Origin of the sequence: Methanofollis ethanolicus (assembly GCF_001571385.1) — an archaeon.
GTDB lineage: Archaea > Halobacteriota > Methanomicrobia > Methanomicrobiales > Methanofollaceae > Methanofollis > Methanofollis ethanolicus.
On sequence record NZ_BCNW01000001.1, the window covers coordinates 2619257 to 2640764 of the forward strand.

Below are 21508 nucleotides of genomic sequence, written 5' to 3' on the forward strand. Positions count from 1 at the left end.
CTTAAAGGGATTAGCGGTTACTAAACAGATTTCCGCATTGCCAATGCCAACGTCAGAATCAACACCGACCAATCGGTGATTTTGATTCTCCATCAAAACACAGAATCAAGTTCTGTGTCCCTTTTTGGGAGCGACTTTGAGTGTCGTTCCCGAGTGACTTCGTGGGATTACAGTATTGGACACCAAGGGATATAAACCTTTGTGGCCAACCTTCTGAACCAGAGAGACCGATTCAGAGTCACTGTGCGAGGTAACAATCTACGACTTCAGAGCATATAATACTTTGTACCCCGTGAAGAGTTGCAAAGATCTTACCTCAGAAGACTGAATCCCAGTGGCTGATTCCGGACTTGCCGGGGTCATCAGCACCAGTCATCGTGCTCTACTATGTTGCACCGTGGAGGATATAAACCTTCGTAGCCCCCTTTGAGGGGCGAAAGGCAGACATCCCGGCACACCACATTAGAGTGTGAGATAACACCATTGGAGTTCGGAGAATATAAACCTTCGCAGTCACCCCGAAGGGCGTTAAAGGAAGATCCACATCCCCGTTACCTCAGTCCCATGAGAGTCGATTCCGATCTCGTCGGATTCATCGACCCCGGTCATCTTGCGAGGTAACAACATTGTATCCCACAGGATATAAACCTTCGCAGTCACCCCGAAGGGCGTTAAAGGAAGATCCACATCCCGGAGCACCAATCCCCACAGATTGCAGAGCAACCCATGAGAGTTACCTTGTGTGATAACAAACTTGGTCTTTGACGTATATATACCCTTTCTTTCCCGGAAGACCCGAGAAATAGATATATCCACAGGAGCATTCACCCCTGTGAGTCGTCTCAGACACGACCCCAATATGTTGTCGCCTCTTCCATATAAACCTAATCTGTATCCAGGCGCTCCTGGCCACCCGCGAGATCAGCGGTCTTGAAGTAGCGTGAGAATTCCGGCGTCGTCTGGAGGACATAACTCCTCCCCTCGCGCTGGCGCGCCACCAGATTCCGCCCCACCAGCTCGTCCACATGGGCGTACGAGCCGCTCCCCCGGATCTCCACCAGATCACTCTGCAGAATCGGCTGCCTATAGGCGACCACCGAAAGGGTGCGCAGCACCGCACGCGAGATCTCCGGGCGGACCAGAGGATAGACCAGATCGCTGAACTCCTCTTTCAGGACCATAAACACACTCTCCCCTGAGTCCAGTACCTCAAGAGGAGATGCGCGCTCCAGAAGGCGCCCGGAAAGTTCCGCCGCAAGCGCAGGCACATCCTCGTGCCGCACACCAAGCATACGCTCCAGATCCCGATACTCCACCGGCGCGTCGGCCACAAAAAGAACCGCCTCAAGCATCGCTACTCTGTCCATTCTCTTTCCTCCTCACATACACGTCGCCAAAATACTCTTCCTGCCAGATCTCGACTGTCCCCTCGAGCATGAGAAAGAGGAGCGGGATATAGACATCTATCGTCCCGCGCCCGAGAGAGGAGCAGAGAGAGCGCATCGTCACCGCAGAACCCTCAGGGGCCAGTCTGCCATAGCACGCCATCACCGCCGCCGCCGCCCCCCCATAGTCTTCATCATGGGCCACCGAGACGACATCTGAAGCGCGGATCAGGTCATCTCCCGGGGGACGGGGACTCTGACGCTGGCGTTGACGGCGACGCTCCTCTTTCTCAGCCGCCTTCAGTTCCGTGATCAGTTCATAAAGGGTGACAGGCCTGTGTCGTACCTTCTTCCGACCAATCCTGCGCCGGATTTCCCGTTCGAGGTTCTCGATCGGTTCTCCGATCTCGGGCCCACCAAAGTCGTCATCCTCCTCCCCCGCATCGACATCGCCCTCCACCTGTTCCTCATCGGGATCAGCAGAAAGGTATTCTGACTTCATCCGCAGGAGAGTCGCCGCGTAGAAGAGAGTCCTCCCCGAAACAGCAAGATCAAGTTCCTGGCACCGTTCCAGTTCGGAGAGAAAGCGATCGGTCACCTCGACAATATCAATATTCCAGGGATCGATCTCCCCACGCTCCGCGAGGCGCGCCAGGATCTCAACAGGCTCCTCATGCATGATTCTCGACACCAGTGACAAGTGTACTCTTGTCCGGGCGGATCGTCACGCCCATGATCCTGTCCGCGCACTCGATCATCGGTTTGCGGAGGGAGACCGTGATGAACTGTGCATTCCGAGAAAGTTCCCGGATCATGGCAGCAACCTGCTCCACATTCGAACCGTCGAGGAACATGTCCACCTCATCGAACGCATAGAACGGAGCAGGGAGATATTTCTGGATCGAGAAGAGGAAAGCGAGAGTTGTCAGGGACTTCTCTCCTCCGGAGAGAGCGGAGAGAAGTTGCACCTTCTTCCCGCGCGGCTGGACTGCAAAGGTGAGACCGCCGGCGAAGGGATCCTCCTCATCATCCAGCGCAAGGTGACCGCTCCCGGCGGTGAGCCGCGCAAAGATCTCCCTGAAGTTCGCGTCTATCGCCCTGAAAGCCGTCATGAAAGAGTCGTATTTCATCTTGTCGAAGTGCTCGATCCGCTCGATGATGGAAGTCCTCTCGGCCGAGAGGACCCCCTTTTTCCGGGTCCGTTCCTCAATCCTCTCCGCGACTTTCCCGTACTCCTCGATGGCGAGCATGTTCACCGCCCCGAGCGCGCGCAGGGATCGATCGGCCTCCGTGATCCCCTCATCGATCTCGGCCAGGGAGAGGTCAGTCTCCTCCCCCCCGTCCACCTGCAGGGACTCGATCTCGACCATAAGTGCATCGGCCTTCTCGGTGAGCGTCATGACCAGAAGACGGATGCGGTCGGCCTGCGCGTTCAACCCGGCGCACCGCTTCTCGGCGGCGGCGATCTTTGCAGCGATCTCATCGCGTTTTGTGCGCAGAGCAGTGATCTCGGCGGAGAAGGACTGCTGCCGCCCCTCAAGGTCTGCGATCTCGGTACGCGCCGATGCGATCTCCTCTCCGGCCGCGGCGACCTCGCCGTCGATCCCGCGGTTCTTCCCGGTCAGACGGTCGCGCTCGGCAGAGAGTTCCTGCACCCTCTTCTCGAAGTACTGCCTCTCGCGCTGGGCATCGGTGATGTCGGCCTCCTTGTTCCGCAGCCTCCGCTCAACACCCTCATACTCCCGCCGCGCCCGTTCCAGTTCCTCGGTAAGGCGCGGGATCTCGGTGTCGTCCAGTTTCTTCTTCAACTCGTCGATCTGTCCATTCAGTCCCGCAAGGGCGTCTCCAACCCCGTCTAACTCGGTTTCGACAGCTGCAAGGGCGGTGGCGCTCTCTTCCACCTCGCCCTTCAGGGCAGCAAGATCCCTGCCAACCCTCTCCTCCTCAGCCTTCTGAGACGCCAGACGCCGGCCGTACTCCTCGGTGACAAGGCCATAGCGCGCGAGGCCTTGCTCGATCCCGGCGCGCTTCTGCCGACCCTCGTCCACCTCCGCGGTGAGGCGGGAGATGGACCGTTCGAACCCGGCCGCCTCCTCCTGCTTTCCGGCAAGAGCATGGGAGACCTTCGCGATCTCGTCTTCGACAGCCGCACCGAAGCCTCCCCCCTGCTTCTTCTTCAGGAAACCACCGGTCATCGCCCCAGACTTCTCCAGGAGTTCACCGTCGAGAGTGACCATCCTGTACTTCCCGAGGAGGCGGCGCGCATTCTCCAGAGTGTCCACCACCACAGTCGAGCCGAAGACCTGCTGGAAGGCAAGGTCATACCGGCGGTCGAAGGAAAGCAGGTTGACCGCATAGTCGATCACGCCGGGATCGCGCACAGGCGGGTACTCCCGCGGCTTCATCTTATTGAGGGGGAGGAAGGTGAGCCTGCCAAGCCTCCCTTCCTTGAGGTACTGGATCGCACCCGCGGCGATAGTGTCATCCCCGGCCACGACATAGCGGAGCTTACCCCCGGCCGCCACATCGAGGGCGGTGGCGTACTCGGGAGGGGCCCGGCCGAGTTGGGCGACCGTCCCATAGACGCCGTCCATCGCGAGCACCGCCTCAAGGGCGGGGCCGCCGGCCCCGTCCCTCGACTGCTGCTGCGCTTCCAGCCGCATCATATCCCGTTCGTCTGTCTGGATCTCCTTTCTGAGACGTTCGAGGGACGACCGCCTGGCAAAGAGGGTGCTTTCCGTCTCGGAGAGCCGGCGGTCGAGGGCCGCCTTCTCCGCCGCAGCCACCTCAGTTGCCTTTCTTGCCTCCCCTATCCCGGCCTCCAGGGTGCCGTACCCCGCACGCGCCTCGGCAAGGCGCGCCTCCAGCCGCTCGATCTCCGAGGTCCGCATCCTGCTCTTCTCGATCAGCAGGTCCTGTTCGTGCAGGAGCTCGGAACGCCTGTTCTTCTTCGCGCCGGCCGCCTCCATCAGAGAGAAGAGTTGCTGCTTCAGGCCCTCGGCCTCCTTCCCGCCCTGCGAGATCTCCGCTTCGAGGTTCTCGGTATTCGCCTTCGCGGCGGCGCACTCCATCGCAAGGTTCGCCCTGTCGATGGAGAGGGCCCGGACCTGCTCGGTGCAGGCCGTCACCCGTTCTGCGGCCCGCTTCTCATCGAGGAAGGCCCTGTTGATACCCTCCAGGTTCTCATCCTTCTCCTTTTTCAGGCGGGCGATCGCCCCTTCTGCAACCTTGATCCGTCCCTTCGCCTCTTCAAGAGCAGCGATCAGTTTGAGGTATTCGGTGCCGCTCTTCTCGTTGATCTCGGCATCTGCATCGGCAAGGTCACCCCTCAGGTACGCCAGGTCGTTCTCCTCGATCCCGAGGTCGGCAAGGGCGCGCTCAAGGGCAAGGTCCTGGTCCGCGATCTGGGTGGTGAGGGAAACATGCTCGGCACGCATCTCGCGCACGCGTGCTACGGCCCGGCAGCGCTGGAAATGCTCAAGCCGCTCCTTCCAGTGCTGGTACGCCAGCGCCTGTTCCCGCTCCTGCTTCAACGCGTCCAGGCGGGCGTTGAGCTCGAAGAGCACCACCTCCTCGCGCTCGATCCGTTCGCGCACCACTTCGAGTTCGTCGAGGGCACGGGCCTTCTTCCCTTCGAACTCGGAGACGCCGGCGATCTCGTCGATGATCCTGCGCCGATCTCCGTCGCTCATCTCCATGATCCTGGTGATGTCGCCCTGCATCACCACATTGTAGCCCTCGGGCCTGATCCCGATCTTTGCGAGGACCTCGATAATATCGTTCTGTTTGACGAGCCTGCCATTGAGATAATTATAGGAATAGTAGTTAGAGGTCGTCCTCTTGATCCGCCGCCTGATCTCGGTGCCGTCAGAAAAGGTGATCGCTACCTCGGCGGTATTTTTGCCCGAGTTGAGGTTGATGAGATCTGTCAGTTTCTCGGCCCGGAGACCGCGGGCGCTCGCAAGGGCGAGGGCGAAGAGCAGGCTGTCGATGATATTGCTCTTTCCGGACCCATTCGGGCCAGACACAACGGTGAAACCCTCTAAAAATGGAATAGAGGTCTTTTTTGCAAAAGACTTGAAATTGTCGATCTCAATTCCGGTGATGTACACCAGGCAGCCCCTTATTTCCTGATACTCGTGTCGTCCTCTTCCTCTGCAAAGATGATGGCGCCGGACCGTCTCTCCGTGTTCCTGCGAGAGCCGGACCGCCGCTCAGAGGTGAGACAGGCAGGGGCCTGGTTTGTGGGGGCAACGATGTAATCGGAATGTTTTCGCCGTTCCTTCTTGAGTGTCCCGTCGGTCTGCATGATGAGGTCCATGCCGCTCTCGTCCTCCTCGGGGGCAGGGGCGGGGGCAGGGATGACAACCTTCTGCGGGGCAGGGGCGGCCGCGGGCCTGCGGACGACGTCTTCCTTCATTTCGGGCACCTCTTCGATAAAGACCTTCGGCTTCATACGTTCCGCCCGTTCAACCTCTGCCTTCGCCTCAAAGGCGCGGTTGAGCCGCATCGTCACCGTCTTGAGGTCGAGTACCTCATCGGTCAGTCCCTTGACAAGGGCCTCCATCTCCTTCAACCGCTGTTCAAGCCGGTAGATCCGCTCGTCTTCCGGCGACGCAAAAGTCTTCTCCGAGTCCCGCATCGACACAATCTCCCTCTCCCTCTCTTCAAGTTGATGCTCAAGGAATTTCACTTTGGCATCTTTATTGAGCATATTGTCCCTCAAGATTAAGATGATGCTATTGACCTATAATGATTGTGCTCTTATTCTCCGCCGATCCGGAGACAGAATAATAAAGGGCAGAATACCAGACTGACGCCCGGACACCCTGACAGGGAGGGCGAGACAGGGGAGTCTGACCCCGCGGGGGAAAGAGGACGAACGAGAAATAACCGGGATCCTGCCGCCCGGGAGAACAATGCCCGGGACATGGCGGCATTCTGCACTGGCAACGGCCGAAGACATAATACTGATCACGGCGATGTTTTTGTACATGTCTAGTCTTGCCAGTACTGATCCAGAACTCACGGAAATTATCGAAAAAGAGCGCCTCAGGCAGACAAACGGCCTTGAACTTATCGCATCGGAAAATGTCGTATCGAAGGCCGTCATCGAAGCCGCAGGCTCGATCCTGACCAACAAGTACGCCGAAGGATACCCCGGGAAGCGGTATTACGGCGGCTGCGAATACTATGACATGATCGAGAACCTCGCACGGGACCGTCTTTGCCAGCTCTTCGGCGCGGAGCATGCAAACGTCCAGCCCCACTCGGGCTCTGGGGCCAACATGGCCGTCTACTTCGCCACCATCAAGTACGGCGACAAGATCATGTCCATGAAGCTCTCCGAGGGCGGCCATCTCTCCCACGGTTCGCCGGTGAGCTTCTCCGGCAAGATGTACAATGTCGTCCAGTACGGCGTGGACCATGAAACCGAGGTCATCGACTACGCGACCCTCGCCGACATGGCACGGAAGGAGAAGCCGCAGATGATCGTCTGCGGCGCCTCGGCATACCCGCGCGAGATCGACTTCAAGGCCTTCGGCGAGATCGCCGAGGACGTCGGGGCCTCCTGTATGGCCGACATCGCCCACATCGCAGGCCTTGTCGCCACCGGCCTCCACAACTCCCCGCTGGACGTCCTCCCCTTCACCACGACGACCACTCACAAGACCCTCCGCGGCCCCCGCGGCGGCGCGATCATGTGCCGCAAAGAAGACGCACAGGCCATCGACAAGGCGGTCTTCCCCGGCCTGCAGGGCGGCCCCCTGATGCACATCATCGCTGCCAAGGCAGTCTGCTTCAAGGAAGCGCTCACCCCGGCCTACAAGGACTACTGCAAACAGGTCGTCAGGAACGCCAAGACTCTCGCCGCTACCCTCGACTCCGAAGGGCTGCGCCTTGTCTCCGGCGGCACCGACAATCACCTCATGCTCCTCGATCTCTCTGACAAGGGCCTGACCGGCCTGCAGGCCGAGAACGCCCTCCATGACGCCGGGATCACCGTGAACAAGAACACGATCCCGCGCGAGACCCTCTCCCCCTTCGTGACCAGCGGTCTGCGGATCGGCACCCCGGCCGTCACCTCCCGCGGCATGAAAGAAGAAGAGATGAAGCAGATCGGGCACTTCATCGCCACCATCCTCAACGATATCGAAAACAAGGAGAAGATCGCAGGGGTGAGGAAGGACGTCGAGACACTTGCGAGCAAATTCCCCATCTACGCGGTAATCGAATGATTCTCGACGGCAAGGCCCTATCGGAGAAGAGGCTCGAACTCCTCAGGGAAAAGATCGAGGAGTCGGGGCTCTACCCCCACCTCGCCACGGTTCTGGTGGGCAGCGACCCGGCCTCGCAGATGTATGTCCGGATGAAGCACCGGGCCTGCGAACGGGTCGGTATCGGATCGGTCCGCATCGAACTCCCTGAGACGGCGACGACGCAGGAAGTCCTCCAGGCGGTCGAACGCCTCAACAACGACCCCGAGATCTCAGGGATCCTGGTGCAACTCCCCCTGCCGCGGCAGGTGGACACGGAGAGGGTGATCAACGCCGTCCTCCCGGAGAAGGACGTCGACGGCTTCCACCCGGTGAATGCCGGGAAACTCTTCGCCGGTCAGCCGCAGTTCGTGCCCTGCACACCAGGGGGCATCATGACGATGCTCTCCGAGTACGGGATCCCGATCGCCGGCAGGAACGCCGTCGTTGTCGGGAGGAGCGTGGACGTCGGGAGGCCGATGGCCGCCCTGCTCCTCAACGCCGACGCAACGGTGACGATCTGCCACTCGAAGACGGTGGATCTCCCCGCAATCGTGCAAAGATCTGACATCCTGGTCTCCGCGATTGGCAGGGCCAGGTTCGTGAAGGCCGAGATGGTGAAAGAGGGAGCGGTTGTCATTGACGTCGGCATCAACCATGATGAAAACGGGAAACTCTGCGGCGATGTCGACTTCGATTCTGTCGCGGAGAAGGCTTCGGCCATCACCCCGGTGCCGGGCGGCGTCGGGCCCATGACCATTGCAACCCTCATGGAAAACACCTTCAAGGCCGAACAGGCGAGGTCATGCAATCCTGTACTGTAAAGGGCATGACAGTCGGCGGCGGGGCACCCGTCCGCATCATGGGAATCATCAATTGCAGCCCCGAATCTTTTTTTTCCGGATCTTATGTCCCGGGATGCGCCGTCCGTGACCGTGCCTTCGCGATGATCGACGAGGGCGCGGATATCGTCGATGTCGGTGCGCGGTCCACCGCACCCGGATCGGTACCGATCACGGTTGCTGAAGAGATCGAGAGGATTGAAATAGCCCTTGCCGAACTCGACGGGAGCGGTGTCGCGGTTTCGGTAGACACGATGTACCCCGAGGTGCTTGATGCCTGCCTGCGCCACGACATCCATTTGATCAACGACATCAGCGGCCTCTCGAACCCGGCGTACGCACGCCTCGCGGCAGATTCCGACCTGCCGGTCGTGGCCATGGCGACCGGTCGCCTCCCCGGCGACCCGAAAGGGACGGAGGCGACTCGCGCCGTCCTCGGTCAGGTGATAGAGCGTGCTCGCGCCGCCGGGATCGAGGGCCTGATCCTCGACCCCGCTGTCGGTCGGTGGACACCGGAACGAACCTATGCAGATGACTGGGAACTCTGCCGCAACTTCGGCAGGTTTAAAGCAGCAGGGTACCCGATCCTCCTTGCGATCTCGCGCAAGTCCTTCATCGGCGACCTGATCGGCCGGCCATCGGAGGAGCGCCTCGCGGCCACCCTCGCCCTGACGGCGAGACTCCTCACGGACGCGGATATGGTGCGGACCCACGACGTGGCGGCGACGCGCGATGCAGTCCGTGTCATCGAACATATGGAGCAATCACTATGAGCGGATGGTTCAGTGTCTATGCCCTGCATACCGGGCTTATCCATGACGGCGACGACCTGACCGGAAAGGTCCTCGCGGCGGCAGGCGTCGCCCCCTGCCAGGGAGTGCAGGACGGGGACATTCTCCTCCTCGCCGAATCGGCGGTGGCGACGGCCGAAGGAAGGGTCGTCAGACTGGATTCTGTCGCCCCCTCTGCGGAGGCACTCACCCTTGCAGAGCGCTACCACCTTGAGCCGAGGATCGCGGAGGTCGTCCTGCGCGAGTCAGACTGCGTGGTCGGCGGGATACCGGGCTACCTTCTCACCCTCAAGAACGGCACCCTCCTCCCGAACGCAGGGGTGGACCACTCAAATGCACCGGACGGCGCCGTCGTGCCCCTCCCGGCCGACCCGGACAGAAGCGCCGCACAGATGAGAACTGCGATCAGGGAGAGACTGGGGGCAGACATCGGCGTGCTTGTCATCGACTCCCGCACCCACGCGATGCGCCTCGGGTGCAGCGGTGTCGCCATCGGATGTGCCGGCATCCGCGCGGTTGTCGACGAGGCCGGAAGGCTCGACCTTTATGGCAGGGAACTCGAAGTAACGAAAAGGGCGGTCGGCGATTGTCTCGCCTCGGCGGCCGAACTTCTCATGGGGGAGGCCGACGAGTGCGTCCCGGCCGTGCTCTTCAGGGGCAGCGGCATCGGGATCACCGACGATGTCGGGATCCCGACGATCGACGCCTCAGACTGTCTCTTTATGGGTGCGGCGCTCCACGCCGACCCTGCCCTTTTCAATAGAAAGGGCAAAACCGAGTGACTCGAGGTACCTGCGGGCCGCACCGGCCCCGTGGATCAGGACCTCGACCAGATCCTCTTTTTCGTCCACGTCGGTATGGAGCCTGAATGAATCGACGACTTCGCAGGAGAGGCCGGCATCAGCCGCAATCGCCGCGTGTTTCAGGAAACTCGCCCCATAATAGTCGACATGATACCGGGACGGTTCCCGCACGAAGATCGCGTTCGTCCCCCCGCCGCGGCCGGGCATGATGGCAATGTCGGCTGACGTCGCGATCATCCGCGCGATCGCCGCACCGTCGGCAAGGGGGAGGTCGGCCATGATGATGAGCAGGGGGCCCCCTGCCGAGGCAAGGACACGGTCCAGGGACTCGTTGAGCCCGGCCGGATCGACAGTCACCGGGGCGTCGGGGTGCTCGAAGGGCGCGGTGCAGAGGAGGAGAGGGGCGCACCCCCCCATGCGCACGGCACGGATGACATCGGAGAGCATCGCCCGTGCAAACGCTTCCCTCTCCTCCTGGTCCATCACGCAGGAGAGACGGGTCTTGGGGTTCTTCGGCTTGAAAGGGATGACAGCATCAACTGGCATTTCAAAAGACTTTAGCCCGATACCCCGAAAAAACAATCGGATTTGCCCCGACCGCGCATGTCGGCCCATGCAGTCGATCTCGCGCCTCGCCTCTCCGGACAGGCCCCCGACAGAGTGATGGAAATCCCCTGCCGCCACCGACGCGAAGGTTAGATGAAGGTGGAAGGGGAATGGTACCTGCATGCACCGCCGGGTGATCACCTTTTCACGGAACATCTTCCTCCCGCTCACCACAGTCTGCGCGAACGCCTGTAGTTACTGCTGTTTCAGGAGAGACGTCGCCGAAGGGTGCGTCATGCCGCCCGGAGAGGTGCACAGGACGATCGACGGGGGGGCGCGACTCGGCTGTACCGAGGCACTATTCACCTTCGGCGAGAGGCCGGGCGAGGTGCGGGGTTTCAACGATCACCTCGCCGCGATCGGTTATGCCGATATCCTCGACTACTGCTATGACCTCTGCGCGTATGCGGTCGGGGCCGGGGTCCTGCCGCACACCAATGCCGGCATCCTGACCTACGACGAACTCGCACGTCTTCAAGACGTGAATGCCAGCATGGGGCTGATGCTTGAGACGACGGCCGATGTCCCTGCACACCGGAACTCACCCGGGAAAGACCCTCTCGTCAGGATCGAGATGATCGAGAATGCAGGGCGGCTCAGGATACCTTTCACGACCGGCATCCTCGTCGGGATCGGGGAGACGGCCGCGGACAGGGAAGAGTCCCTCGAAGTGATCGCAGGGTTGCACCGGCGCTACGGCCACATTCAGGAGGTCATTGTCCAGAACTTCTGCCCGAAGGAAGGGACAGGGATGGCCGAAACCACCCCGGTGACGACCGACGTGATGGCCGAGACGATCAGGCTCGCCCGAGAGGTCCTGCCCGAAGAGGTCGCCGTCCAGATCCCGCCAAACCTCGCCGATGCCGCCTCGCTCCTTGCGTGCGGGATCGACGACCTCGGCGGGGTCTCCCCCCTGACCATCGACTATGTCAACCCCGAGCACCCCTGGCCGCAGGTCCAGGAGCTCAAGAGCCTCGTCGGGGACGCAACGTTGCAGGAGCGCCTCTGCATCTACCGCCGCTTCATCGAGAAGGGATGGTATGCGGAGAGGCTGGCGCCGTTGATCCACACACTCCAGAAAGATATTGAGGAGAGGTCTTTGTGACTGAACAGGAACCCATCTACCGCGGAAAGGCAAAGTCCGTATTCCGCTCTGACAACCCTGACGAACTGATCGTGAAGTTCAGGGATGATATCACCGCCTTTGACGGTGCGAAGAAGGACGAACTCGCACGGAAGGGCGCATACAATGCCCGGGTCTCGGCGTATCTCTTCAGGTACCTGGAGGAGAACGGCGTTTCGACGCACTTCGTCCGGATGGAGGACGAAACGACGATGATCGTGCGGCCCCTGAAGATGATCCCGGTCGAAGTGATCGTCAGGAACATCGCTGCGGGTTCCCTTGTCAGGAACTACCCCTTCGAGGAGGGCGCACCCCTGAACCCGCCGGTGATCGTCCTCGACTATAAGGACGACGCACGCCACGACCCCATGATCAACGACGAGATCATCGTCGCCCTCGGCTTCATGACCACCGGGGAGATCGCAGAGGTCAAAAAGGCCGCCCTGAAGATCAACGACCTTCTCAAGGAGAAGATCGATAAAATCGGCCTTGACCTTGTCGATTTCAAGCTGGAGTTCGGCCGCCACGGGGATGAGATCCTCCTCGGCGACGAGATCTCCATGGACTCGATGCGCCTGTGGGACAAGAAGAGCCATGCTTCGATGGACAAAGACGTTTACCGTTTCGACAAGGGTGACGTCATGGCCACCTATGCCGAGGTCGTACGGCGCCTCACCGGAGAGTGAAATAATGAAGTACACTGCCAAGATCACGATTGCCCTGAAAGACGGGATGCTCAACCCCGAGGCGCGTGCGATCCAGCACGCCCTCGCGAACCTCGGATTCACGACTGAGTCCCTCTCCACCGCGAGGGTCTTCTTCGTCACCCTCGATGCTGCAAGCGCCGACGCCGCACAGGCCGAGGCCGAGAAGATGTGTGAGCGCCTGCTCGCGAACCCGGTCATCCACCGCTACGAGGTCGAGGTCGCAGCATGAAGTTCGCGGTGGTCCAGTTCGGGGGGAGCAACTGCGACCGCGATGTCCGGTATGTCCTCGCCGACGTCTGCGGCGTGGACTGCGACCTCGTCTGGTACAAGGACGGGCTGAAGCAGGACTATGACGCGATCGTCATTCCAGGTGGCTTCAGTTACGGCGACTACCTGCGGGCAGGGGCGATCGCCGCACGGACGCCGGTGATGGACGCGATCCGCCGGCACGCCGATGCAGGCAGGCTTGTCCTCGGGATCTGCAACGGCGCTCAGATCGGGGCGGAGAGCGGGATGGTTCCCGGCACCTTCACGACCAATGCCACGCCGAAGTTCATCTGCCAGCCTGTCTGCCTCAGGGTCGAGACCGCCGACTCGCCCTTCACCCGCCTGTATAAGAAGGGCGAGGTGGTCAGGATCCCGATCGCCCACAAGGAGGGGCGGTATGTCGCGGCCCCTGAGACCCTCGCAGGCCTCAACGCGGAGGACAGGGTCGCGTTCAGGTTCTGCGACGAGGCCGGGAATGTCACACCGGCGGTGAACCCGAACGGCGCAGCGGAGAATATCACCGGCATCATCGGTGGCAATGCGAGGAACGTCCTCTGCATGATGCCGCACCCGGAGCGCGCCTCAGAAGAGGTGCTCGGCTCTGCCGACGGCAAGAAGATCTTCCTTTCCATGGTCAGGACGATCGAGGAAGGGAACTGATCCCTTTTTTTCACGCGGGGCCGCCCCGCGAAAGAATTTATCTCCTCCAGCCGATAGTCTCACGATGACAGATATCGCACAGGAAGAACTCGAAGAGCAGATCCTGAAGTGGGCAGAGGATTACGCCCGGAAAAACGGATGGACGCTCAACCCGGATGACAAACAGTTGCAGACCGTGATCAGGGGGCTTGCACGAAACACTATCCGGTTCGGCGAGCAGTACTGCCCCTGTCGTCTGCGGAGCGGCGATGCCGAGGAGGACAAAAAGATCGTCTGTCCCTGCATCTACCACCGGGACGAGGTGGAGAACGAGGGGCAGTGCCACTGTCGTCTCTATTTCCAGAAGACAGACGCGTAAAAGACCATACCTTGAAACAAAGAGGCGGTTGGGAGGCCGCCTCTCTTTTTTTCAGGAACAGATTCTGTAGAATTCGGCATGAACGCCGGGCTCAAGCACACCTCGAAGTTATCCCAGAACTGATCCGAATCCTCAGTCACGCAGGTGAAATGACTCACATTCTGTTCTGAAAAATCGGCTCTGTTAAAACCTTTTCTGGTGTGCCTGCGCCGGGGGACTACGCCCCCGGACCCCCACTCAGGATTGACAGGGATACGACAATCTCCCTCCTCAGAAGATCCTGTTCGCTCTTCCTGGGGCCAATCGCAATGGGGGGTCCGGGGGTGAAACCCCCGGCAGGCAGTATGGGGAAGGCGGGGGATCCGCGTCTCCTCTCAGGAAAGGGAGAGAGACATCAACCTGAAATGAGGATTAAGGGCCACCTCATCCCCGCTCCCCCGCCACCCTCCTCCCTGCCAGCGCTTTCCAGGGGTACGGGACGGCGAAAACGAGGAGGAGGGCCGCGACGACCGGGAGGGGGAGGGTGGCAAGGGCGGTCCCGAGGGAGGAGGCGTCGGCTATCGCACCGGAGACGGCGACGCCAATCCCGCCCGCCCCAACGGCAAGGCCGAGCATCAATCCTGAGGCAAGCCCGACATTGCCGGGCATCACCTCCTGCGCCATCGCCACCGTGACCGAGAAGGTGGACCAGAGGAAGAAGCCGAAGATGAGGAGGGCAACGTAGGAGACCGACCCCGAAGTGGCGAGGAAGAGGACGAAGAAGGGGATGGAGGCGGCAAGGCCGAAGACGGTCCACTCCTTCCTCCCATAGGTGTCGGAGAGGACACCGCCGACATACTGCCCGACAACGCCAGCGACGAGCATCAGGGAGACGAGGGTGTTGGCGGTGAGGAGGCCGACGCCGAGGTGGACGTGGAAGTAGGTCGGCAGGTAGGCGATGGCCGAGAAGATCGCCCAGGAGCGCAGCGCCCCCACGGCGACGATCAGGGCAATCGGCCGGTAGGAGGCTGGGGCCTCACGCACCGCGGGACTGACGGTATGTCCGGCTTCGACACTCTCGCGGGGGAAGATCAGCGGCGAGAGGAGGGCGGTGACGACACCGATGACGGCGAGGACAAGGAGGCCAGGGAGGCCGAGGGCGCTCACCGCAAGTCCGGCAAGGACCGGGCCGAGGGCGAAGCCGAGGTTGCCACCGATAACGAAGATGGAGGTGAGCCTCCCGCGGTTATCGGTTCTGCTGGCCCTGTTTACTGCCAGGAGGGCGAGGGGGTGGAAGGTCGCGGCGCCGAAGGCGGCAAGGGCGGCGCAGATGAGGAGGAGGGCGTAGTCGTCGACAAGACCGAAGGCTCCAATGCAGAGGGAGGCGATGAGGAAGGGAACGGCAAAGGGAACGGAAAATCCCCGTCTATCAGAGAGGTAGCCGATGGCAGGCTGGAGGAGAGAGGAGGTGATGTTGAACGCGGCGACGATGAGGCCGGCAAAGAAGTACGACCAACCGTGCGTGGCGATGAGGAGGGGGAGGACGGCCGGGATGACCGGCGAGTAGATGTCGATGACGAGGTGGCCGAAGGAGAGGGAGAGGACCGACTTCAGTTCCTTGAGCACCTCAACACCTCTCGATCCGCAGGATTTCGACCGGGATATCGAGGCGGTCGCGCCGGTGGAAGGCGAAGGTCCGCGGGAGGGTGAAGGAGCCCCCAACCGCGCCGGTGATCCTGCCGCGGCCGGCGATATAACTCTCGATAAAGGGGCGGGACCCGGCGTTGAAGATGCCGTAGACGACGCCAGCCGAGGCAAGGGCGCAGTCGATGAAGGGGCGGTCGGCGTGTTTTTTCTGGGCGCCGAAAGGGGGGTTCATGACGACGGTGTCGAAGGTCTGTGGCCGGATCGGGAAGGCGAGGCCGATCTCCCCGCAGACGAGGTCGACCTCCGCCCCAACAAGGGCGGCATTTGCCTGCGCGGTCCGCAGGGCCGCCCTGTCGACGTCGACCCCGACGACCTCTCCGGCCCCGATGAGGGAGGCGCCGCAGGCGAGCATCCCGGTACCGCAGCCGAGGTCAAGGACACGTTTCCCCTCGACCGCATCCTCCCCCGCGGCATGGTGGAGGAGGCGAGCGGCGACAGTCGCCGGCGTGGCGTACTGTTCAAGCGCCGGCTTTGGCGCGGGAAATCCGGAGAGTTTCTGGAGTGTCATCTCAAGGTGCCGCAGGCGCATATCTGCATACTACTTGGAAAGAGAGGGGGATGAACGTGCCGGAGGGGGTCAGCCCTGGGAGGGTGCCAGACGGTAATAAGTCCATTGTACTCGATAACCGCAGAGACCACAGTGCCGTTCACCGAGCGCGCCTGCATATAGTCCCACGAGAGAGCCAGGTCCTCATCTCTGTTGAGGACGATTGCACTCCAGTCGTCTCCGGGCGGCGGGAGGAAGAAGAGAGGGGTGGGACGCCGCACCTTCTTCCCCTCGACGATAAGGTCGTACAGGGCGGGGTGGGCGGCGAAGTCCTCTTCGGTGAGGTGGATGACGACGGAGGAACTCACGGACGGAGGGGAGCAGGGAGCGGCGATCACATGCTCCGGCGTCCCTGCGACCATTGGGAGGAAGAAGAGGGTAGAGAAGAGAGTGAAGGCAACGAGAAAGAGGAGGGCGTACCTGAGGAGCGGGCGCATGATAGACCCTCTCCCCGGTGATCGAAATATCTTCCTCTTCAGATCTCGTCGATGACGTAGTCATCCCATTCACGCACGGCGACCAGGATCTCAAACTCCTGGGGGGTGAGGAGGGGGACAGGGAAGCGGACCTGATCATCATACGCGAGGCGGGGGCAGGCGGTGTTCACATAGGCACCGCACCCGAAGTTGGTCATCTCCGCGGCCGAGACCTCGCGCATCGTGATCACGACCGCCTTCTCCGAGAGGGCAGCGAGGCGGGCGGCGAGCGCGGGCCGTGCCTGTCCGCTCTTTGTCGAGAGAAGGATGCCGATGCTCTCCGCGGACCGCGCCTTCTCGATGAGGGCGAAGCGCCGCCGGAGAAGACGGTCGGCGGAGACCTCCTGCGTCTCTCTGGTATAGGGGTCGAGGGCGACGACCCTCTTCCCTGTCGCCATCTGGACGCCGATCGCATGGAAGACCCCTGTCCCCACAAAGAGGATCTCAGGGGCCGCAAGGGCGCGGGCATTCGCATAACTACAGCCGAGCACCTGGCCGGGCAGGGGGGTGCGCCCGCCGCCGGGTGCGACCTCGGCCGCGATGCCGTGCGCGGCGAGGGCGGCGGCGATGTCCGGCAGGAGGTGGACGTGCTGGACCGTCGTGACGAGGCCCACCTCCGTCCCGGAGAGGAGGGGGAGGGCGGCCGAGACGACCGCAGGGTCAAAGTCGAAGGGGAGATACTCGTAGACGACGCCCGGCCGCTCCTCCACAGGGGCGTGGCCGATATGGACGAGGAGGTCGGCACCTGTCAGGGCGACGGCGTCAAGGGCAAGGTCGCACGCACCATAGCAGGGGTCGCCGGCCACCGCCGTCACCTCTATACCTTCGGCTGCGAGGGCCCGCGCCAGGGGCGCGGCATGGCGTTTCAGCCCGTCGGGGAGCTGGAGGACGACACGCCGCGCGCCCTCTGCCTTCACCCGCGCCGCAATATCAGCGGCACGAATCGGTGACATGAACCCCATGTTCGTCGACGTCGATGGTGACGAGCGTGGTGAACGGGCGGTCGAGAGAGGGGTTCCCGCGGCGGATCACGACACAGATATCCTCGATCTCCGCACCGGCACTCTCCAGGGCGGCAATGACCGCCTTGAGCGTGCCGCCCGTGGAGATCACGTCGTCGATGATGACGACGCGGTCGCCCTTCTCGATCCCGTTCAGGTAGAGTTGCCCGCTCGAGTAGCCGGTCGACTGGTGGACGGCAACCTCGCCCGGGAGGCTGTACTGACGCTTCCTGATGATGTTCAGGGGTATATCGGTCACCAGGGAGAGGGCGGTCCCGATGTGGATGCCCATCGCCTCGGCGGTGACGATCTTGTCGACGTCGCGGAGGTCCATGACGCTGACCATCGCACACGCCACCTCGCGGAGGAGGCAGGGGTCGAGGAGAGGCACGCCGTCCGTGATCGGGTGGATGAAGTAGTTGTAGTCTCCCCGCCGAACGATGGGGCAGGACTCAAGCGATGATTTCAGCCTTTCAAGCATTCATTTCACCTACATCTCTGAGAAATTCTTCGATCACGTCCCTGTGGACATGGGGCATCATGACCGTGCGCATGTGCCCGCGCCGGGTCCATGAGACACGCCAACCCGGTGGAACCGCGCCGGCCTCGAAGGTCGCCACATTCAGGTCCGGAGTGACGGCACGCCGGTATCCGAGGGTCTCCATCCCCTCGATGAGCCGCACAGTATTCTTCATGCACCCCTCGACGACCGCCTTCATGCCGCTCATCCCGAGATACTCGAGGACGGCAAAGGCCCCGACGACCGCACCGCCAGAACGCGTCCCGGCAAGGGTGCACTCCTGCTTCACGGTGAGATAGGGAGTCTCCACGTTGAGGAGGTTGAACCATGCAGGGTCCCTGACAACAAGGCAGCCGCACGGGATCGTGCTCATCCCCATCTTGTGGGGGTCGACGGCGATGCTTGCTACGCCGGGAAGGGCAAAGTCGAAGGGCATGGGTTTCTTCAGGAAGGGGATGACAAGGCCGCCGAAAGCGGCGTCCACATGGAGGGGAACGCCCCCGTCATGGGCGATGCCCGCGACCTCCCGGATAGGATCGACGACGCCGTACTCGGTCGTCCCGGCGATCCCGACGATGCAACAGGTGTTCCCGTCGATACGCTCCTGCATGGCCCCGGTGTCCATCCTGAAGGTCTCGTCGCAGGGCACGGTCCGCATCTCGAGGTGGAGGATGTCGCAGGCCTTCTCAAAGGAGAAATGCGCCGACTCAGGGACGATCACATTCGGGCGGCGCGACTCCTTCATCTTCGCGTAGATCCTGAGAGCCTGGAGGTTTGACTCGGTCCCCCCGGAGGTCGCATAGCCTCCGGCACCGGCGTGGTGGAAGAGGGCGCCGATACGCTCCACCAGGAGTTCCTCGATAGACGCCGTCCCCTTGAATAAGCCCGGGTCACCAAGGTTTGCCTCAATGAACATCTGGTGTGCACGCACCGCAACCGGATGGGGGACCGTGCACATCGAGCTGAGTACATGGTGATAATTGGAATCCTCTCTCTTCTTCAAAGAGAGGAAGGAAAAGAGTTCTTCCTCTGATATGCCTGTTTCATGCATTCTTGAGTCTCACAGAGTCGAGGATCATCCGCTTCTCGGTCCGCGCTGCAGTCTCGCGGATCTTCGGGACAGCGTCGATATTTGCCGAAACGCTCGTGATACCATTCTCGATGAGCCACTGGACCATTGCGGGTTCAGAACCGGCCTGGCCGCAGATTGAGCACTCGACATCGTACTGCCGGCAGACGGCGATGGCATCCTTGATCAATTTGAGAACGGCCGGGTGCCGGGGGTTGTACATCGGGGCAACGAGTTCGTTGTTCCGGTCGATGGCGATGGTGTACTGGATCAGGTCGTTCGTGCCGAAGGAGGCGAAGGAAACGCCGGCCTTGCAGAAGTCCTCGATGAGGATCGCGCAGGCCGGGATCTCGATCATGATGCCGAGAGCGATCTCGTCCACCTTCACGCCCCAGGAGGCAATGAGATCCTTTGCCCGGACAAACTGGTCCGGGTGGGAGACGAGGGGGAACATCAGGCCGAGGTTGTCGTAGCCCGCGTCCCAGAGCCGCTTGAAGGCCTCGATCTGCATCCTGAACTGTGCCGGGCTCTGGAGGTCGCGGCGGAGACCGCGCCAACCGAGCATCGGGTTGTGCTCGTCAGGTTCTTCCTCGCCGCCGAGCATGTTGCGGAACTCGTCGGTGGGGGCGTCGAGGGTTCGGACCCAGACAGGTTTGCCCGGGAAGGCGTCGAGGACGACCTTGATACCTTTGTAGAGCTCGTTGATGAACTCCTCTTCCTTGCCCTGGGAGATGAACCAGCCCGGGGTCTTGTTCAGGCCGAGGATGAGGTGCTCGATCCTGAGGAGCCCGACGCCATCGGCGCCGGTGGCAGCGGCCCGCGCTGCGGCTTCGGGGAGGGAGACGTTAACCTTGATGCTCGTCGCGGTGATGACCTGAGCCTGTGCCAGGAGGGCGGCGACCGCTGTGGGGGCGGCGGGGACTGTCGGGGTTGCCGGAGCAGTTGCGATAGCGCCTTCAAAGACAAGGCCCTTCTCACCGTCGAGGGTGATCATCTGCCCATCTTTCAGGGTCTTTGTAGCCTTCTTCGTCCCGACGACCGCAGGGGTGCCGAGTTCTCTGGAGACGATCGCCGCGTGGCAGGTCATCCCGCCCTCATCGGTGACGATGCCGCCGACCTTGCGCATCGCCGGGACCATGTCGGGGTTTGTCATCTTGGCAACAAGGATGTCGCCTTCCCTGACCTTGCCGAGGTCCTTGACATCGTGGACGATGATCACACGGCCACTGGCGACACCCGGCGAGGCGCCGTTCCCCTCAAGGAGGACCTTGCCAAGATCGCCGGTTTCTGCTGCGGCCTTCTTTTCATCGGCCTTGATGGTGGTGATCGGACGGGACTGGAGGATATAGATAGTGTCCCCGACGATCCCCCACTCGAGATCCTCCGGGACGCCGTAGTGTTCCTCGGAGATCCGGGCGTATTCAGCAAGAGCCTCTACCTCGGCGCCGGAGAGGACGGGCATGTCCTGGCGGTCCTTCGGGATGGTCACCAGTTCGGTCCCGTGGTCCCCTGTCGGGACGATCATATATTCCTTGTTCGAGATGAGCCGGTCCACGATCCGCTTCAGACGCCTGTCATAGACATATTTGTCCGGAGAGACACTCCCCGAGACCACGGCCTCGCCAAGACCCCATGATCCTTCGATGATGGTGAGGGGTTCGCCGGTGACAGGGTGCGACGAGAACATGACGCCCGCCTTCTCCGACCTGACAAGTTGCTGGACGACGACGGCGATGTTGACGGTCCTGTCGTCGAAGCCCTGCTTTGCGCGGTAGTAGATGGCGCGGGCACCGTACAGGGAGGCCCAGCACTGCTGAACCGCCTCGATGACCGCAACCTCTCCCTTGATGTTCAGGTATGTCTCCTGCTGACCGGCGAAACTTGCATCAGGCAGGTCCTCTGCAGTAGCACTGGACCTGACGGCGACAACCATCTCACCGTCACCCATCTTATCATAGGCTACAAGGATCTCTTCCCTGATGTCTTCGGGCATCTTCGCACCGATGACCATCGCCTTGACGTTCTGCGAGACTTCCTCGAGTTCGTCGCTGTTTTCAACATCGAGGTCAACAAGCAGGTCAAAAAGGGAGTCTTCAAGCCCGGTGTCAATGAGAAACTTTCTGAATGCCTGGGCCGTTACCACAAATGCATCGGGGACGGGCAGCCCGACAGAGGTCATTTCACCGAGGGATGCACCCTTTCCCCCGACGAACGGGATATCGTCCTTTGATATCTCTGAGAGCCACAAAATGTTGGGCATTTCGGTCATTATCGCACCACATATATGGTGGGTCTGACGAATCATATAGATTCTCCCTCCCCTCACTTTTCGCCACCTGCGCGGGGCAGGAGATGTGAAAAAATGAGACCCGACCTCTTTCCAACGATAGCCCCCGGGCATCCCCATCCC

The 21508-nt window shown here is 61.5% G+C and carries 21 protein-coding genes; 9 read left to right on the plus strand and 12 right to left on the minus strand.

Going from position 1 to position 21508, the window contains the following annotated elements; translation table 11 throughout:
- Nucleotides 1-884 precede the first annotated feature (884 nt).
- From scpB to MEFOE_RS12715, 4 genes are read right to left on the minus strand one after another with little or no spacing between them, the layout of a single operon-like run.
- Nucleotides 885-1367 carry an SMC-Scp complex subunit ScpB gene (gene scpB, locus MEFOE_RS12700; RefSeq protein ID WP_067052627.1) on the minus strand — a complete coding sequence of 161 codons (483 nt, stop codon included), beginning with the start codon at nt 1365-1367 and terminating at the stop codon, nt 885-887.
- Entirely contained in the window at nt 1345-2064 is a 720-nt protein-coding gene (locus tag MEFOE_RS12705) for a segregation and condensation protein A (RefSeq protein ID WP_067052629.1), read from the minus strand. The genes scpB and MEFOE_RS12705 overlap by 23 nt, the downstream gene beginning before the upstream one ends.
- Nucleotides 2057-5497: a chromosome segregation protein SMC gene (smc, locus tag MEFOE_RS12710; RefSeq protein WP_067052631.1), complete on the minus strand. Its 3441-nt coding sequence runs from the start codon at nt 5495-5497 to the stop codon at nt 2057-2059. The genes MEFOE_RS12705 and smc overlap by 8 nt, the downstream gene beginning before the upstream one ends.
- Nucleotides 5498-5508: 11 nt before the next feature.
- A complete protein-coding gene (locus tag MEFOE_RS12715; RefSeq protein WP_067052633.1) occupies nt 5509-6099 on the minus strand; it encodes a hypothetical protein in 591 nt (196 codons plus the stop codon).
- 280 nt (nt 6100-6379) lie between these two features.
- Between MEFOE_RS12715 and glyA the strand changes: the two genes are divergently transcribed.
- The 4 genes from glyA to cofE are packed head-to-tail and all read left to right on the plus strand — an operon-like array spanning nt 6380 to nt 10057.
- Complete coding sequence (glyA, locus tag MEFOE_RS12720) at nt 6380-7624, plus strand: serine hydroxymethyltransferase (RefSeq protein WP_067052635.1); 1245 nt, start codon at nt 6380-6382, stop codon at nt 7622-7624.
- Nucleotides 7621-8466 (plus strand): bifunctional methylenetetrahydrofolate dehydrogenase/methenyltetrahydrofolate cyclohydrolase FolD, encoded by an 846-nt coding sequence (folD, locus tag MEFOE_RS12725; RefSeq protein WP_067052637.1) that lies wholly within the window; start codon nt 7621-7623, stop codon nt 8464-8466. Before glyA ends, folD begins: the two co-directional genes overlap by 4 nt.
- Before the next feature lie 38 nt (nt 8467-8504).
- Nucleotides 8505-9257 carry a dihydropteroate synthase gene (gene folP / locus MEFOE_RS12730; protein WP_328585464.1) on the plus strand — a complete coding sequence of 251 codons (753 nt, stop codon included), beginning with the start codon at nt 8505-8507 and terminating at the stop codon, nt 9255-9257.
- Nucleotides 9254-10057 (plus strand): coenzyme F420-0:L-glutamate ligase, encoded by an 804-nt coding sequence (cofE, locus tag MEFOE_RS12735; RefSeq protein ID WP_067052641.1) that lies wholly within the window; start codon nt 9254-9256, stop codon nt 10055-10057. The genes folP and cofE overlap by 4 nt, the downstream gene beginning before the upstream one ends.
- Here cofE and cofC read toward each other — a convergent pair.
- Entirely contained in the window at nt 9983-10624 is a 642-nt protein-coding gene (cofC, locus tag MEFOE_RS12740; RefSeq protein WP_067052643.1) for a 2-phospho-L-lactate guanylyltransferase, read from the minus strand. The genes cofE and cofC overlap by 75 nt on opposite strands.
- A gap of 181 nt (nt 10625-10805) precedes the next feature.
- Between cofC and cofG the strand changes: the two genes are divergently transcribed.
- The 5 genes from cofG (at nt 10806) to MEFOE_RS12765 (ending at nt 13799) form a co-directional block, all read left to right on the plus strand.
- Complete coding sequence (gene cofG / locus MEFOE_RS12745; RefSeq protein ID WP_067052645.1) at nt 10806-11789, plus strand: 7,8-didemethyl-8-hydroxy-5-deazariboflavin synthase subunit CofG; 984 nt, start codon at nt 10806-10808, stop codon at nt 11787-11789.
- Nucleotides 11786-12493 carry a phosphoribosylaminoimidazolesuccinocarboxamide synthase gene (gene purC, locus MEFOE_RS12750; RefSeq protein ID WP_067052647.1) on the plus strand — a complete coding sequence of 236 codons (708 nt, stop codon included), beginning with the start codon at nt 11786-11788 and terminating at the stop codon, nt 12491-12493. Before cofG ends, purC begins: the two co-directional genes overlap by 4 nt.
- A gap of 4 nt (nt 12494-12497) precedes the next feature.
- A complete protein-coding gene (gene purS / locus MEFOE_RS12755) occupies nt 12498-12743 on the plus strand; it encodes a phosphoribosylformylglycinamidine synthase subunit PurS (RefSeq protein ID WP_067052649.1) in 246 nt (81 codons plus the stop codon).
- Complete coding sequence (gene purQ / locus MEFOE_RS12760; RefSeq protein ID WP_067052651.1) at nt 12740-13441, plus strand: phosphoribosylformylglycinamidine synthase I; 702 nt, start codon at nt 12740-12742, stop codon at nt 13439-13441. The genes purS and purQ overlap by 4 nt, the downstream gene beginning before the upstream one ends.
- A gap of 64 nt (nt 13442-13505) precedes the next feature.
- Complete coding sequence (locus tag MEFOE_RS12765; RefSeq protein ID WP_067052653.1) at nt 13506-13799, plus strand: ferredoxin-thioredoxin reductase catalytic domain-containing protein; 294 nt, start codon at nt 13506-13508, stop codon at nt 13797-13799.
- A 423-nt stretch (nt 13800-14222) separates the two neighbouring features.
- Here the strand turns inward: MEFOE_RS12765 and MEFOE_RS12770 are convergent, their stop codons facing one another.
- Genes MEFOE_RS12770 through ppsA form a run of 7 tightly spaced genes read right to left on the minus strand, consistent with a single transcriptional unit; the run spans nt 14223 to nt 21367 of the window.
- The gene (locus MEFOE_RS12770) at nt 14223-15404 is read right to left on the minus strand and encodes an MFS transporter (RefSeq protein ID WP_067052655.1); all 1182 of its coding nucleotides are present in this window, start codon (nt 15402-15404) and stop codon (nt 14223-14225) included.
- Nucleotide 15405: 1 nt separating this feature from the next.
- The gene (locus MEFOE_RS12775; protein WP_328585455.1) at nt 15406-15993 is read right to left on the minus strand and encodes an METTL5 family protein; all 588 of its coding nucleotides are present in this window, start codon (nt 15991-15993) and stop codon (nt 15406-15408) included.
- The gene (locus MEFOE_RS12780) at nt 15990-16469 is read right to left on the minus strand and encodes a hypothetical protein (protein WP_067052660.1); all 480 of its coding nucleotides are present in this window, start codon (nt 16467-16469) and stop codon (nt 15990-15992) included. The genes MEFOE_RS12775 and MEFOE_RS12780 overlap by 4 nt, the downstream gene beginning before the upstream one ends.
- 38 nt (nt 16470-16507) lie before the next feature.
- A complete protein-coding gene (dph2, locus tag MEFOE_RS12785; protein ID WP_083523472.1) occupies nt 16508-17470 on the minus strand; it encodes a diphthamide biosynthesis enzyme Dph2 in 963 nt (320 codons plus the stop codon).
- Nucleotides 17439-17990, minus strand: coding sequence for a hypoxanthine/guanine phosphoribosyltransferase (gene hpt, locus MEFOE_RS12790; protein ID WP_067052664.1), 552 nt, complete (start codon nt 17988-17990; stop codon nt 17439-17441). Before hpt ends, dph2 begins: the two co-directional genes overlap by 32 nt.
- Nucleotides 17983-19080, minus strand: a complete 1098-nt coding sequence (gene mfnA / locus MEFOE_RS12795) for a tyrosine decarboxylase MfnA (RefSeq protein WP_067052666.1) — start codon at nt 19078-19080, stop codon at nt 17983-17985. The genes hpt and mfnA overlap by 8 nt, the downstream gene beginning before the upstream one ends.
- Nucleotides 19073-21367 carry a phosphoenolpyruvate synthase gene (ppsA, locus tag MEFOE_RS12800; RefSeq protein ID WP_067052668.1) on the minus strand — a complete coding sequence of 765 codons (2295 nt, stop codon included), beginning with the start codon at nt 21365-21367 and terminating at the stop codon, nt 19073-19075. The genes mfnA and ppsA overlap by 8 nt, the downstream gene beginning before the upstream one ends.
- Nucleotides 21368-21508: the final 141 nt, after the last annotated feature.

What these genes read in the sequence shown, in the direction of transcription:
- cofE (WP_067052641.1), top strand. Translation starts at nt 9,254, where the DNA reads ATGAGCGGATGGTTCAGTGTCTATGCCCTGCATACCGGGCTTATCCAT.
- hpt (WP_067052664.1), bottom strand. Translation starts at nt 17,990, where the DNA reads ATGCTTGAAAGGCTGAAATCATCGCTTGAGTCCTGCCCCATCGTTCGG.
- cofG (WP_067052645.1), top strand. Translation starts at nt 10,806, where the DNA reads ATGCACCGCCGGGTGATCACCTTTTCACGGAACATCTTCCTCCCGCTC.
- ppsA (WP_067052668.1), bottom strand. Translation starts at nt 21,367, where the DNA reads ATGACCGAAATGCCCAACATTTTGTGGCTCTCAGAGATATCAAAGGAC.
- purQ (WP_067052651.1), top strand. Translation starts at nt 12,740, where the DNA reads ATGAAGTTCGCGGTGGTCCAGTTCGGGGGGAGCAACTGCGACCGCGAT.
- dph2 (WP_083523472.1), bottom strand. Translation starts at nt 17,470, where the DNA reads ATGGGGTTCATGTCACCGATTCGTGCCGCTGATATTGCGGCGCGGGTG.
- MEFOE_RS12775 (WP_328585455.1), bottom strand. Translation starts at nt 15,993, where the DNA reads ATGACACTCCAGAAACTCTCCGGATTTCCCGCGCCAAAGCCGGCGCTT.
- MEFOE_RS12715 (WP_067052633.1), bottom strand. Translation starts at nt 6,099, where the DNA reads ATGCTCAATAAAGATGCCAAAGTGAAATTCCTTGAGCATCAACTTGAA.
- MEFOE_RS12705 (WP_067052629.1), bottom strand. Translation starts at nt 2,064, where the DNA reads ATGCATGAGGAGCCTGTTGAGATCCTGGCGCGCCTCGCGGAGCGTGGG.
- purS (WP_067052649.1), top strand. Translation starts at nt 12,498, where the DNA reads ATGAAGTACACTGCCAAGATCACGATTGCCCTGAAAGACGGGATGCTC.
- mfnA (WP_067052666.1), bottom strand. Translation starts at nt 19,080, where the DNA reads ATGCATGAAACAGGCATATCAGAGGAAGAACTCTTTTCCTTCCTCTCT.
- cofC (WP_067052643.1), bottom strand. Translation starts at nt 10,624, where the DNA reads ATGCCAGTTGATGCTGTCATCCCTTTCAAGCCGAAGAACCCCAAGACC.
- folD (WP_067052637.1), top strand. Translation starts at nt 7,621, where the DNA reads ATGATTCTCGACGGCAAGGCCCTATCGGAGAAGAGGCTCGAACTCCTC.
- glyA (WP_067052635.1), top strand. Translation starts at nt 6,380, where the DNA reads ATGTCTAGTCTTGCCAGTACTGATCCAGAACTCACGGAAATTATCGAA.
- MEFOE_RS12780 (WP_067052660.1), bottom strand. Translation starts at nt 16,469, where the DNA reads ATGCGCCCGCTCCTCAGGTACGCCCTCCTCTTTCTCGTTGCCTTCACT.
- folP (WP_328585464.1), top strand. Translation starts at nt 8,505, where the DNA reads ATGGGAATCATCAATTGCAGCCCCGAATCTTTTTTTTCCGGATCTTAT.
- scpB (WP_067052627.1), bottom strand. Translation starts at nt 1,367, where the DNA reads ATGGACAGAGTAGCGATGCTTGAGGCGGTTCTTTTTGTGGCCGACGCG.
- MEFOE_RS12765 (WP_067052653.1), top strand. Translation starts at nt 13,506, where the DNA reads ATGACAGATATCGCACAGGAAGAACTCGAAGAGCAGATCCTGAAGTGG.